Origin of the sequence: Bacillus sp. JNUCC-22, from assembly GCF_018861275.1 — a bacterium.
Lineage (GTDB): Bacteria > Bacillota > Bacilli > Bacillales > Bacillaceae > Bacillus > Bacillus velezensis.
The window spans coordinates 1,428,504-1,444,248 of the sequence record NZ_CP076408.1; the positions used below are offsets into that span (position 1 = coordinate 1,428,504).

The 15,745-nt window shown below is 44.1% G+C and carries 2 protein-coding genes; both read left to right on the plus strand.

What is annotated here, in order from left to right:
- Positions 1-30 precede the first annotated feature (30 nt).
- Positions 31-8,736: a type I polyketide synthase gene (locus JNUCC22_RS07360; RefSeq protein ID WP_216062239.1), complete on the plus strand. Its 8,706-nt coding sequence runs from the start codon at positions 31-33 to the stop codon at positions 8,734-8,736.
- On the plus strand, positions 8,729-15,733 hold the full coding sequence (locus JNUCC22_RS07365; protein WP_216062240.1) for an SDR family NAD(P)-dependent oxidoreductase: 7,005 nt from the start codon (positions 8,729-8,731) through the stop codon (positions 15,731-15,733). Before JNUCC22_RS07360 ends, JNUCC22_RS07365 begins: the two co-directional genes overlap by 8 nt.
- The last annotated feature ends 12 nt before the right edge of the window (positions 15,734-15,745 follow it).

The following is a 15,745-nucleotide window of genomic DNA, read 5'->3' on the forward strand; positions in this document are numbered from 1 at the left end:
GTGCCATTTGTAAAGGGGATGAAGATTTTTATGAAAGAAGCCCGTCATATTAGAAAAAAAGTACTTTCTGACATAGAAAGCGGCATCATTTCTTTGGAAGAAGGAGTAAAGCGGATACAGCAGCTTGGTTCTCATTCCGCAGGGGGTAACGGACAGGCGATATATTATCAGACGGTCTGGCAGCGGACAGATCTCAGCATTCATGTAAAAGGCGGCCGGCGTGAGGGCAGCCTTTTATTATTTGATAAAAATGAAGATGTGAGTAAAGAACTTGCTGCATTGCATGATACAAGGGTTATTTTGGTTAAGCCGGGGAAAGAGTTTCGAAAAACCGGGGACGGTGTATTTGAAATCGACCCCCGCTCTGAAAGAGATTACATAAACCTGTTAGGATGGCTTATAGAAGAAGAGAAGTCAGATATACGGGAAGCGGTGCATTTGTGGTCAGACATGCCGTTTGAAAAGACAGAGAGAGCGATTCGTGAACAATGCGACAGCGGAGTCTATTCTTTGTTTTTATTACAACAGGCGCTCTTCAAAAATAACTGCCGCAAACCGATCAAACTGTTATATGGATATTTTTCACATCTTTCTGGAGAACAGCCTCTTTACGCGGCGGCAAGCGGATTTTTGCGGACATTGCAGCTGGAAAATCCGTTAATCTCAGCAAAAAGCATTGAGATGGAGCAGTCAATAGCAGCTGTTCACGCAGCTGATATCATACGCAATGAGCTGAGTGATTTCCAGCCTTCAGATGTAGAGATCCGTTATAAAGACATGCAGCGTTATGTTAAACAGCTCAAAATGTATGAACCCGAAAAAAATTCCGGAAGCGGAGATGTGCCGCTGAGAGAAAATGGAGTATATATTATCGCAGGAGGCGCGGGCGGATTAGGATTTACCTTTGCAGAATATTTGGCTTTTCAAACAAAATGCTGCCTTGTTTTAACGGGGAGATCTCCGCTTTCAGATCATATAAGAAAACAGCTGAGACGATTAGAGGATGCCGGTTCTTCAGCTGTTTATGTTCAGGCTGATATTACCAATAAGGAAGAAGCCGAATATGTAGTCAAAAAAGCCAAAACTTCTTATGGAAAAGTAAACGGGGTCATTCAGGGCGCGGGAATCATCCGTGACTCTTTCCTTCTTAACAAGTCACGAGAGGAATTCGATCAGGTAATCAGACCGAAAGTATTGGGTACGATGTGGCTGAATGATGCTGTTGAGAAAGAAAATCCTGACTTTTTCATTTGCTTCTCCTCTACTTCCGCAGTGTTGGGAAATGTCGGGCAATCTGATTACGCGTTCGGAAACAGTTATATGGATCATTTCATGAATATGCGTTCTGCCCAGGATTCTGATACGATTTCTCTCTCTCTGAACTGGCCGCTGTGGAAAGAAGTCGGCATGCAAGTGGATGAGCGCACGGTAGAGACAATGAAAAAGGCGGGTTTTTATCCTTTAGAAAAAGAGGAAGGTAAAGAAGCGTTTGCAGTCGCATTGTCCTCCGGTTTTTCGCAATTTACTGTATTTTACGGAGATGAGCAAATTGACAATCATGTTCAGCAATTATATGAACGAAAAGACAATATTCAGGCAGATGAAGGAACAGGGAGAAATATCGAATCATTTGATTCAGAGAAACTGAAAGCTGAAACATCTGATTTCATCATCAAAGTGATTGCTGCAGAATTCAGGATGCCTGCGGACAAAATAGATGCAGAAGAGGCATTGGAAAAATACGGACTTGATTCCGTTATGATTATCAATATGACGAATGAGCTTGAAAAACATTTCGGCGCGCTCTCAAAAACGCTGTTATTCGAATATCAGACTGCAGAAGAATTGTCACAGTATTTCGTTGAGGAGCACAGGGATACTCTTCTTCATAAACTCCGGTTAGGAGAAAACGGGAGCAGCACCCCATCTCAGAAGAAAAAAGATCATGAACAGACAGCCGAAGTTAACGGGAAACAGAAAATCCAGATGAAAAATCAGGTGCAGCAGGAGAAGTATCATGACAATGATATCGCGATTATCGGTATCAGCGGACGTTACCCGATGGCAAATGATCTTGATACTCTGTGGGAAAACTTATTGAACGGTAAAGACTGTATAACTGAGATACCTGAGGATCGGTGGGATTCGGGGCTGCACTATCAGCCCGCAGCGGGCGATGAAGTAAAAAACCAAAGCAAATGGGGGGGATTTATTGACGATGTGTATCATTTTGATCCGTTGTTCTTTAATATTTCTCCTGCCGAAGCTGAATTAATTGATCCGCAGGAGAGACTGTTTTTAGAGACGGTTTGGCACACCATAGAAGATGCGGGGTACGCAAAGAAAACGCTTGAACGAAAAAACGTCGGTGTTTTTGCAGGGGTTATGTACGGCCACTATCAGCTGTACAGCGTTGGTCACGAAGCGGCCGTTTCTTCCTCATATGCATCAATCGCCAACCGGGTATCGTACTTCTTTAATTTCAGCGGACCAAGTATTGCTTTGGACACGATGTGTTCCTCATCATTAACGGCTGTTCATTTTGCCTGTGAAAGTTTAATCAGGAATGAATGTGAAATTGCAATTGCAGGAGGCGTCAATTTATCCATTCATCCTCATAAATATGAACTCCTGACTCAAGGCGGATTTTTATCCAGTGATGGCCGGTGCAGAAGCTTCGGTTCCGGAGGAGACGGCTATGTGCCGGGAGAAGGGACAGGTGCCGTGCTGCTGAAACCTGTAAAAAAGGCTATTGCGGACGGTGATCAGATTTATTCAGTTATTAAGGCAACAGCCATCAACCACGGTGCTAAGACGAATGGATATACCGTGCCGAATCCCAAAGCTCAAAGTGAGGTCATTACGAGAGCCTTAAAAAAAGGATTTATTGATCCAAAAAGCATCAGCTATATAGAAGCTCACGGAACAGGCACCGCCTTAGGAGATCCGATTGAAATCACCGGTCTGACCAGAGCATTTTCAGATGCCGAACGCGATAAGAAAACATGCGCGATCGGGTCGATTAAATCAAATATTGGACATCTTGAGGCTGCTGCAGGCATAGCGGGCATTACGAAAGTTATTCTTCAAATGAAACATAAAACGATTGTTCCGTCACTGACTCATTCTGCTGAATTGAATGAAAATATACCGTTTCAAAAAACACCTTTTTATGTACCGGACAGTGCCGAAAAATGGGAGTCATCCGTTCCCAGGCGTGCCGGAATCAGTTCTTTCGGGGCAGGAGGAGCTAATGCCCATGTTATTTTAGAAGAATTTGCGGATGAAGCTATCTCTCCTCTCGCGGCTGAAGAACCTGAACAGCTTTTATTTGTTTTTTCTGCAAAAAATGCCGACAGGCTGGCAGAATATGCAAAACGCGCAAAAGAACATATAGCAGCCAGAGATTATCCATTAGAAACACTTAGAAATACAGCATTTACTTTACAAACCGGCAGAGAAGAAATGCCGCACAGATTGGCTGTTATCGCCTCCACAAGAGATGAATTGCTTAAAGGACTGACAGACTATACTCTCGGAAACGCGACGGATCATATTTTTACAAGCGGCAAAGACACAACAGAAGCTCAAAGGATGAATAAAGTTGAAATTGAAGAAGCAGCCGCAAACAGAGATCTTTTGAAGATTGCTGAATACTGGGTTGGCGGTAACGGGGTAGATTGGCCGTCACTTTATAAAGATGCCACTCTGAGACGGGTATCAGCACCCGGATATCCATTTGCCAAAGAGCTGTGCAGAATAGATGCGCAAAATATGGGAAGCCGCCGGATGAACGTTAATAACGATCTGCATCCTTACATTTCATGCAATATATCTGATTTTAAAGCACAGAAGTTTCTTATCAATGTAAGCGATACCGGTTTGTATATAAAAACAAAGTATCAAGACAAGGAAATGTTTCCGTTTCTCAGCCAGATTGAAATGGCGAGAGCTGCCGGAGCGATGGCTTCAGGGAATCCGATTATTAAATTAACAGAGCTCTCCTTTAGAGAACCGATGTTACAAAGCGGAAGCAATGAGCAGATCCGGATTGTATTAACCCCGGATAATCAGGGTGCATCGTATTCTATAGAAAAACAGAGCGACTCATCCATTTATTCCTCAGGGCGGCTCGAATTAGAAGGCGGGGCGTACGAGAACGGAAATATTCATCTTGAGCCGTTTCTGTCTCAGCGCGCAGACCCCATTCCGTACGAAGCGTTTTATCAGCGGCTTGCCGAATTCGGATACAGCTGCAGTGACAGTCTGAAAGCGGCAGAGCACTGCGTCAGCAGGAACGGACAGGTACTTTTAAAAATAAAAGCAAAGGCCGGGCCGAAAGGGTGCATAATCAAACCGGAAGTTATTGAGAGCGTATATCAAGCCGTCATATACCTTGCGGGGGAAAATGCCGGAGAGCTCCCGGAAAACATTAAAGAATGTACGATTTTTGATCATGAGACTGAACCCGTTTATGTATATGCAGAACAAACTGGAGAAAGCGATTCGGCTTATGATATGTATGTATTAGACAATGCCGGCGGGATTTTGATGGAACTGAGCGGGCTGGTTTTTGGCGAAAAGCCTAATAAAAATGTACGTTTTTATGAGCATAAGTGGGATCAAAAAAACCCTCTGATTGAAATCAAAGATAGGGAGCCAAAAACAATTCTGGTCTTTGCAAAAGATGAAGCACTGGCTGGAGCTCTGAAAAATCAATCAGACAGCCGTGTCATTCTCGTCACGCCGGATCAGCGGCAGATCGATCAGGACCTGCTGACATTCTGTGTAAACCCGGAAGTGACATCAGATTACATTCGTTTATTTGAAGAATTAGAGAAAAAGGGGTTTTCTCCTGATGTCATCTTGCACACGGGAGAAACATTTTACGCGGGTGACCACCTTCTCAGCGGCCTGGAATCAATTTTTTATTTATTAAAAGCTCTGAGCGCCCGCAGTGACGCCTCTCTTTATCTTCATTCTCTGCTTCTTGTTCACTCTTTTAAAGAAGGCGTGAATGATCCGTATACGGGCGCTCTTGCAGGCTGTTTAAAAACGGCAAATATGTTGGTGCCATCCGCAGAGAATGTGAAGTCAATCGGTTTTTCAGAACGTATATCAATTGAAAAAATGGCTGAATTTTGTCTTAACGAAATGGTTTCACGCGTGGAACGGCAGGCTGAAGAAGTTAAATATATTAATGACAAGAGGTATGTTAAGACATTAAAGGACTATGTATTCAATCATACAGAGCACTCTCATCAGCTGAAACAGGAAGGGATTTACCTCATAACGGGCGGTTTGGGCGGTCTGGGCCTGATTTTCGCAAAATATTTAGCCTCTCAATATCAAGCAAAATTAGTATTGACGGGAAGGTCACCGTTAACAGCTGATAAACGCCATAACATTGACCGGCTGCAGGCGCTTGGAGGAGATGCGGTATATTATCAAGCTGATGCCGCAGATCAAAAGACGATGGGACGGGTCATAGAAGAAACGAAACGGACTTGGGGCTCTATTCAAGGCGTTATCCATTCAGCTGGTCATGCCGATGATCGGTTATTTACAGAGATGAATCTGGCTGATTTTTCAGATGGCATGACTGCTAAAATTGAAGGCACGGTATGTTTAGATGAATTAACGAAAGATGAGCCGCTTGATTTCTTTATCGTATTTTCTTCTATTTCTTCGGTCTTCGGAGATTTTGGACAGGTTAACTATGCGTTATGCAATTATTTTCAAGATCAATATATAAATTGGAGATCCGAACAGAGCCGCCGGCAAGAGAGACAAGGCAAGAGCATTTCGATTAACTGGCCGTTGTGGCGTAAAGGCGGAATGCATTTAAACAAAGAAGCGGAAGAAGCTTATCTTTCCGCATCCGGGTTTGATTATTTGGAAACGGAAGAAGGGATAGCGGCTTTTGAGACGATTTTGGCAAATGACTGTCCGCAAATTTCGGTTGTTACCGGGGATGCCGGAACAACACCAGCAAAAAAAGATCTGCCGCATCAAAAAGTAAATACGCTTCCGGTTCGTCAAGAGGAAATTTCTTATACAGCACCGGCTTATACAGACAATGTCCTGGAAGAACTGAAGCAAATGGTATCGGAATTATTGAAAATTAACATTGAACAGCTGGATACGGCAGAGAATTTCGGTAATCTCGGCTTTGATTCTATCAGTTTGAAAACATTAGCTGTCCGACTGAATAAAAAATACAAGCTTAAGCTGACACCTGCCGTTTTCTTTACTTACAGCCATATTAAGTCTCTTTCAGAATTTCTAAACAGTGAACTGCGTACTGTTGCAAAAGGGAATACAGATGCAGAAAAAAACATTTCTGAAAAAAGGAAAGTGCACGCCGAGAAAACCACCGGGAAAACCGTGAATCCGCCGCGAAGTTTTCCGTTTGAAAAAAAGACAACAAGACAGGCTGACCATCATCCAGAGAAGCAGCCAGTTGCCATTATCGGGATGAGTTGTGTTTTTCCGGGAGCAAAAAATGCAGATGAGTTTTGGATCAATTTAATCAATGAAAAAGATTTGATTCAGGAAATTCCCCCGGATCGCTGGGATTGGAAAAAATACGCTGAAGGCAAAGGAAGCAGCGAAGTACATTCGAAATGGGGCGGCTTTATCACAGATGCCGATAAATTCGATGAGGTGTTTTTCAATATTAATCCGCGGGAAGCAGAACTCATGGATCCTCAGCACAGAATTTATTTGCAGGAAACCTGGAAAGCGATAGAAGATGCGGGTTACAAAGCTTCAAAGCTGTCTGGCAAAAATATCGGGGTGTTTACGGGCATTCAATTTAATGATTACCGCCAGCTGCTGATGAGGCATTCGGACGGGGCGCATGCGTTTGCGGGAACCGGAAACAGCCAGGCGCTCATCAGCAACCGTGTATCCCACTATTTTAATTTCAGAGGTCCGAGTGAGTCCATTGATACAGCCTGCTCAAGCAGTCTTGTAGCAATCCACAGAGCTGTGCGCTCGATTCAAAATGGCGAAAGTGAGCTGGCGGTAGCAGGCGGGGTTTCGCTGCTCTTAGATCCAGTCACGCATATGTATACTGATAAACTCGGTATTTTGTCTAGGGACGGCCGGTGTAAGACGTTTGATAAACTTGCCGACGGTTATGTCCGCGGTGAAGGTGCAGCTGTTCTGTTATTGAAACCATTGCAAGCGGCAATGAATGACAGAGACAATATTTACGGAGTTCTGAGAGGAACCGGAGAAAATCACGGAGGAAGATCTGCTTCATTGACCGCGCCGAACCCGGAAGCTCAGGCAGAACTGTTAACGTCTGTTTACAAAAATGCCGATATTCCTGTTGATACGATATCTTATATTGAAGCACACGGAACCGGGACAGAACTGGGAGATCCGATTGAGATTGAAGGCTTGAAAAAAGCGTTTGGATCTTTTGAGCCGCATTCAGGAAAGAATCATGATCAATATTGCGGCATCGGTTCAGTAAAAACGAATATCGGTCATTTAGAGCCCGCCTCTGGAATGCCGGGGCTGATTAAAGTATTACTATCCATGAAGTATAAAACACTGCCTGCCACACTACATGTCAAGGAACTGAACCCTTATATTCAATTAAGCGGAACGCCGTTTCATATTATCAATAAAACAATGAAGTGGGCCAGATTAAAAGATGGACAAGGAAATGAAGTTCCGCGCCGTGCCGGAGTCAGTTCCTTTGGATTCGGCGGGGCAAATGCTCATGTCATCGTGGAAGAATTTGAATACGGCCAAGATAAAGCAGTAACTGCCGAGCGGGAACAAATCATTGTTCTATCGGCCAAAACAAAGGAAAGGCTGATGGTTAAAGCCAAAGAGTTAACAACGTTTTTACATGAAGAACTATCAGTTCAATTCAGTCAGCAAGAGGTGCAGGAACGTGATGTGCAAGAGGCGGTTCGGGAAGCGGCAGCGGGTATCCTGCGTTTAGATACCGCAGATATAGATGCAAAGACACCTCTTTCTGAATTCGGATTTGATCCGTTGGCTTATTCCGAATTAATCTCTTATATAAACCAAATGTACGGCACAGAAATATCACTAGACATATTTCAGGAATTAATGACCCTGAGCGAGCTGTGCCGCTATATCAGCAGCGTCCGGAATCGATCAGCTGATAAACCGCATAACGGCAATTTTAGAGAAAAGTCCGGAATCAGTCTTGAAGAAATAGCATATACGCTGCAAACCGGAAGGGAACCATTTGAATGCCGCCTTGCGATCACTTGCTCGAATACAGGAGATCTTCTTGAAAAATTAAACGGTTACATCCAGGGGAGCAGGCTGCAAGGTGTTTATGAAGGAAATGTAACGGATTTTGATAGTCTGTACGCTCCTTTATTCGGCGGCCCCGAAGGTCATGCATATGTACAATCACTGATTCAGCAAAACAAGCCGGCCAAACTGGCTCAGTTGTGGACGATCGGTTGTGAAATCAGCTGGGAAGACTTGTATGAGGAGGAACTCAAACCGGTTAAACTGTCTCTTCCTCTCTATCCTTTCAGTAAGAACAGACATTGGATTCATTTAAATAAAGATGAAGCGCAGAAGGCTGAGGCTTTCTCGAACACTGAGCTTCACAACTCAAATAAAGATACAGCAGATGGAGAAATCATGTCGCTTCTTGAAAAAGCACAAACAGGTGAGATGAATACGAAAGAGACGTCAGAGCTGATAGAGGAGTTGCTTTTCCATGAATGAAAAAACGATGCAAATTGAGCAAATCGTGAAAAAGGTGAAAGAATGCAGCCTGACGCCTGAAGAAGGGCTGGAATTAATTAAGAGCTTGGGGACAACCCATCTATATGAAATGGTATGGGATAGACATGAATTTAAAGGCAGTAAAAAATTCCCGCATACGAAAGAGCCAATTTTATTTTTTTGCGAAGACGACAGCATGTATACCGTAATGAAGAGACAGCTTGAAGGTTATGAGGCGCCTTTCATTTACGTGACTTCCGGCGAGCGTTTCGAAGATTGCCGGAACGGTCGTTTTACAATGAACTTTGCAAAAGGTGAGGATTATGATGCGTTATGCGGGGTTCTGCGTTCTCAAAATATAAGACCCCGCCATATTATTCATTTTTTGGCTGCCGGGCTCTTCAAAAATACAGAAGATGCAATGAGAAAGCAGCTCAATAAAAGTCTGTATTCCTTGTTTCAAATGTTTCAGGCCTTCATGGCGAACAAACTTTGTCCGAAAGCAGAAATTTTGTATCTGTATGAAAATGCCGAGGGCGAGGTTCAGCCGATTTATAACGCGGTTGAAAGTTTTCTTAAGACCGTACAGGCCGAAAATCCGAATTTCACATGTAAGGCTGCAGAGCTGAAATCAATGTTTGACGAGCCGTTTACAAAGCAGCATATTGCAGATGTCATCTCTTTTGAATGGAACAATCAATGTAAGACGGACCACTTTACCTGTTATGAGCCGAGGCATTATTATAAAAGGCAGCTTCAAAGAGTAAAAAAAGAAGATGGGGAGAAACATAGTTTCAGTGTAAAAAAGAACGGTGTGTATTTAATTACGGGAGGAGCCGGCGGTCTCGGGTATCTGTTTGCTGAATATCTGGCGAAACAGGCAGAAGTCAAGCTGATATTAACCGGGCGTTCCCCGGCCTCCCGTGAAACGGCGCAAAAATTAAGTGCTCTTGAAAATCTCGGCGCTGAAGCCTTATATGTCCCGGCAGATATTTCAAAGGAAAAAGAGACGGACGCTTTGATTAAGCACATTAAGCAGACATTCGGAGAATTAAACGGAATTTTGCACAGTGCCGGACTTGTTAAGGATGCATTTATCATAAAAAAAACGAAAGAAAGCATAGAAGAAGTTATAGCGCCTAAAGTATTCGGAACCGTTTGGCTGGATAAAGCAGCTGAAGAAGAGCCTTTAGATTTCTTCGTTATGTTTTCATCCCTTTCGGCCGTTCTGCCTAATGCGGGTCAAAGCGACTACGCCTTCGCTAACGGATGTATGGACGGATTCACCCAGTATCGAAGCATTAAGGGACGTCCCGGGAAAACACTTTCTATTAATTGGCCGTTATGGGATGCGGGCAATATGACAGTCGGGCCGGGAGAGCTGCAGGCTTTAAGACATGCAGGGCTGGAACTTTTATCCGCCCAAGCAGGGCTTGCCGCTTTTCAGGACAGTATGAGCCGCTCTGCTTCTCAGCTGGCTGTTATCAGCGGAGACAAAGATAGAATAAGTGAATTACTCTCAACTGACCATAAAAAGATAGAGACTGTGCCTGAAAACAACAGTAATCTGCCGCAATTACATGAAAAAGATCTGAAAAAGCAAACGGTCCGTCTTTTGACAGAGATCGTCGGAGCGGAAACGGGAAGACCGGCGGACAGTATTTTACCCGAGGATACGTTTGACCGTTACGGAATTGATTCTCTAACGATTTTAGGTCTTAACTCCCGTCTGGAAAAGTATTTTGGAAGAGTGTCTAAGACTCTTTTCTTTGAATACAGCAGTGTTGAAGAGCTGTCAGAGTATTTTCTTGAACACTATCAGCATGAGTTGCAGAAGGCGTTTTTACCGGCAGCCGAACAGCGAATTGATCATTCGGCTCCGGCGAAACGGGAGAAGCTTTCCGTTTCCCGCATACCATCCGCACCTTCTGAGGAAGATATTGCGATTATCGGTATAGCCGGCCGCTACCCGATGGCGAAAGATGTGGAACAGTTTTGGGAAAATATTTCTTCCGGAAAAGATTGTATAACGGAAATACCGAAAGAGCGCTGGGATTTTCGGAAATATTATCACACAGGTGACAATGCCCGTCATGACAGCAAATGGGGAGGTTTTATAAAAGACGCTGATAAATTCGATCCGCTGTTCTTCTCAATTTCGCCTCGTGATGCCGAGTTAATTGATCCTCAGGAACGGTTATTTTTAGAGACAGCATGGCACACGTTTGAAGATGCGGGTTACACAAAGAAAAAGTTGAAACGGCATAAGACAGGTGTATTTGTCGGTGTCACCTACAGCCACTATCAGTTATTTGCAGCCGGTGCTTCAGATGATGAGGAACGTCAGGCGCTCTTGTCTTCTTATTCGTCTATCGCAAACCGGGTGTCATATTTCTTTGACCTGCACGGGCCCAGCCTTGCAATTGATACAATGTGTTCTTCTTCACTTTCTGCTGTTCATTTTGCATGTGAAAGTATAAAAAGAGGAGAATCCACCCTCGCTATTGCCGGAGGCGTGAATTTATCTTTACACCCGGATAAATATACTTTACTTTCCCAAAATCATTTTGTTTCAAGCGATGGGCGCTGCAGAAGCTTTGGAGCGGGAGGAGACGGATATGTGCCGGGAGAAGGAGTCGGGGCCGTTCTTTTGAAATCGCTTTCTGCCGCGAAGGCTGACGGAGACAGGATTTACGGTGTGATTAAGGGAACATCTGTAAATCACGGCGGAAAAACAAACGGATACACTGTGCCAAATCCGGGCGAGCAGGCAAACGTCATCAGTGAAACTCTTGATAAGGCGGGGGTTGATGCAGACAGCATAAGTTATATTGAAGCGCATGGCACCGGGACATCTTTGGGAGACCCGATTGAAATTTCAGGTTTAACCAAAGCTTTGCACAGCTCGAAAAGCGATTATCGTTGTGCAATTGGTTCGGTTAAGTCAAATATCGGACACCTAGAGGCTGCGGCCGGAATTGCTTCTATTACAAAAGTGCTGATGCAAATGAAGTATAAACAGCTTGCTCCTTCCCTTCATTCCGATAACTTAAATCCTAATATTGATTTTGAGGAAACACCGTTTTACGTGCAGTCTGAATTGACCGATTGGGAGACGCCGCAAAATCAAGCCAGAACGTCAGGCATCAGTTCGTTCGGCGCTGGAGGATCTAATGCCCACATTATCATCGAAGAGTATAAGAATGAAGAAAAGATGGAAACGGTAAAGAGCAACAAGACGCAAATTATTCTGCTTTCTGCCAAAAATGAAGAACGGCTCAGACTCTTGATTGATGCATATATAAATGAACTGGGGCCAAAAACGTCACTAGCTAATGCTGCGTACACCTCGCAGACCGGGAGAAACGCTATGGAAGAGCGGCTCGCTGTTGAGGTTAGCAGCATTGACGATCTTCGCAATAAGCTGACGATGTATTTGCGGTCAGATCATAAGTTAAACGGTTTATATAGGGGAAAGGCCCGCCGAGGCGCTGGTCAAAAGAATGCCCTGTCAGCCGCCCACTTTAAAAGTGCAAGAGAAATGGCCATTCACTGGGTGAACGGAGGAGACGTTCAATGGGAAGAGATGTACACTGCGGAATTACCGAAGCTTGTCTCTCTTCCTGCATATCCTTTTGAACGGAACAGATATTGGGTGCCTGCCGCAAAAGCTGCACAGAAACAGAAAAAAACAGGTGTACCGCAAAGTCTGCCACACGCACCGACTGACTTATCATTTGATGTATTAAAAAAATCGTGGAAAAAACAAAAGGCTGCGCCTTCCGCTTTTACGAAAGGACAGGTGATGATCCTGGCTAATAGTGAAAGTGAGCGGCTTGCATTCGAATTGTTTGATTCAGATCCTCTGATTGAATCCGCTGTCATTTGCGCAGATAACTGGGATCATTCGGATGGAGAAGCCAAAAAAACGGCTCTAGCAGTCATAGAAGAAAATCCGGAAATCATCGGCATGATTGACCTGTCAGATTTGCGGAGTGATCAAAACGGGGCACGCACCGGCACAATCGGGAAGCTGACACTGCTGCAGGAAATCATAAAGACACGTAAACAGCTTTTCGTTTTACATGTGACCAGAGGGCTGCAGACATTTCTGAATGACAAGCCGTCGTTAGCCGGAGCCGAAACAGCCGGACTATATAAAATGCTGAGTGCGGAGTATCAAAAGATAAAATCAAAAACAATAGATGTAGACGGTCATGTCGGGACTGCGGCGGAATTGAGACAGGTAATCACAGATGAAGCTTACGCTGACGGGCTGTATAGTGAAATCTGCTACCGGAACGGTGAACGTTATATTCCATACGTCGAGAAATTACATGCAGCGGAAATAAACCGGAAACTATCCGGTCTGCCAGTATGCCGTACGGATCAAACCCTGATTATTACAGGGGGAACAAGAGGGATCGGAGCAGAACTTGCCAGACATTATGCCGGCAAGGGAGTCAAAAAACTTGTGTTGATGGGAGTAACCGACCTTCCGGAATCTGATAAAATAGCCGGCATGTTAAAAGACACCGATGAAAAGTCACCTCTTTATTCGAAATTACAACTGCTGCATGAGTTGGATCAAAAGGGAGTTCAGGTGGAAGTGTATTCCGGGCCGCTCACGGAAAAAGAAACATTACATCGCTTCTTTTCAAAGGTGAGACTGAAGTTCGGCAAAATCGGCGGGGTCATTCATTGCGCTGGTGCAGCCAATCATTCGAATCCGGCTTTTATTCATAAATCTGATCAAGAAATAAGAGAAGTATTTGAGCCAAAGGTGCAGGGGATGCAGGTACTCCATGACATTTTTATTGATGACAAACTTGATTTCTTCATTTTGTTTTCATCTGTTGCGAGCGCTTTTCCTTTATTAGGCGCCGGAACAAGTGACTATGCCGCGGCGAACGCTTTTATGGATTACTTTGCGGCGTATCAGCATGCAGCCGGCAGAACATATTATCAATCTATTAACTGGCCGAGCTGGAAGGACATTGGGATGGGCGAGGTGACAAGTCCATCATATCAGGCACTTGGTTTACTTTCACACTCAACAGAAACAGGTATTGCCATGCTGGATGAAATGATGACGATAAACGGATACCCATGCCTTATACCGGCAAAGACACATCCGGAGAAATTCATGCTGCAGCAGCTGCTCCAGACAAGAATTCAAGCTGCTAAAAATAACCCGGATGCTGAGGAAAAAGTGATTTCTGGTCAGGGAGACAATGAAGCTATAATCAGGAAGTTAATGGAGATTTTTTCTGCGGAGCTGAAAATACCTTACGGGAATTTAGATCAGGATACGTCTTTTGCGGATTACGGAGTTGATTCAATCTTACTGGTTCAGCTTGTCAAAAAAGCGGAAGATGCATTTCAAATAAAAATTGAACCATCAGCTTTTCTGGAGTATCCGAGTTTTTCACAACTGGGCGTCTATTTAAACGAATTATTTGCAAGTGAGGGGATCAGTCCTCAAATTGATTCAGAAAACATTGAGGTTCGGAAAAAAGAGCAACATATAAATCAAAATGCTTCCGAAGTACGGGACAGCGGATCTCAAATACAACAAACCAGTCTGAACCAAATCGCTATTATCGGAATGGGCTGTGAGTTTCCGGATGCTCCGGACACAGAAACGTTCTGGACAAACTTGAAGAAAGGACAAAATAGTGTCCGCGAAGTCCCGGCGTCGCGATGGGATATTTCTTCATACTACTCTGACACCTATGAAAAGGGAAAAAGTATCAGTAAGTGGGGCGGATTTCTTCAAGATATTGAGTCTTTCGATCCCGCGTTTTTTAATATGAACAAAAGTGAGGCATCAGAGCTTGATCCGTTAATCAAAAAATGTCTTGAGGTCAGTGTCCAGACATTGAGAGACGGCGGCTATACAAAAGAAGAAGTATCAAACAAAGAAGTCGGCGTCTTCATCGGTTCGCGGACCGGGACGTTTATGTCCAAAATAGGTTCCCCTTCAAAAAATACGATCGTGGGTATAGGACAAAATTTCATAGGCGCGCATATCTCACACTTTTTTAATCTGAAAGGACCGAATCTGGTTGTAGACACGGCTTGTTCTTCTTCATTGGTCAGCGTCCATCTCGCTTGTCAAAGCCTGATGTCAAAAGAGTCAGATATGGCGATTGCGGGCGGAGTTGACATTTTGCTGGATCAAAAGCCTTACGTCATGCTGAGTGAGGCTCGGGCGCTTTCACCTGAAGGAAAATGTCATACATTTGATGAGAAGGCAGATGGCTTTGTACCGGGAGAGGGATGCGGCGCAGTCCTTTTGAAAAGACTTGATGACGCCCTTGCCGAAGGTGACAGAATTTACGCGGTAATTGACTCATCCGCGGTTAATAATGACGGACAGACAATGGGAATGACAACACCTAATCCGAAAGCGCAAAGCGCAGTGATAAAAAAAGCCCTGAAAAAAGGCGGAATTGATGCAGATACTCTCAGTTATGTCGAGACGCATGGCACCGGTACGATGATAGGAGATCCGATTGAATTAAAAGCGCTGACAGAAGTGTTCCGGGAGGTTACGGAAGAAAGGCAATTTTGCGGAGTAGGCAGCGTAAAAACGAATTTCGGACATTTAATGAGCGCAGCGGGGATAGCGAGTATTATAAAGGTTGCCTTATCCATAAAAAATCAGATGCTCCCGCCGACATTACATTGTAAAACGCCAAATCCGCGTTTTAAATTTGATCAGTCGCCATTCTTTCCGAACACGTCTTTAAAAGAATGGCGTCCCAGAAAAGGGGTTTTGAGAGCCGGAATCAGTTCTTTTGGATTCGGGGGCACGAACGCACATATGATATTGAGCGACAGCCATCTCACATTAGGATATGGAGAGACAAAAAGACACCCGCTTTCTCCGATTATATTCAATAAGGAACAATGCTGGATCGACAATGGAGAAACTCCAGAAAAGGAAGAGTCAGAATTGCTGATTCCTTTACTTGATTTCAAAGAATTATAAAGAAAAGAAAAG

Bases quoted from the DNA above. Each gene is read 5' to 3' on its own strand.
- JNUCC22_RS07365 (WP_216062240.1), top strand. From the start codon at position 8,729: ATGAATGAAAAAACGATGCAAATTGAGCAAATCGTGAAAAAGGTGAAA.
- JNUCC22_RS07360 (WP_216062239.1), top strand. From the start codon at position 31: ATGAAAGAAGCCCGTCATATTAGAAAAAAAGTACTTTCTGACATAGAA.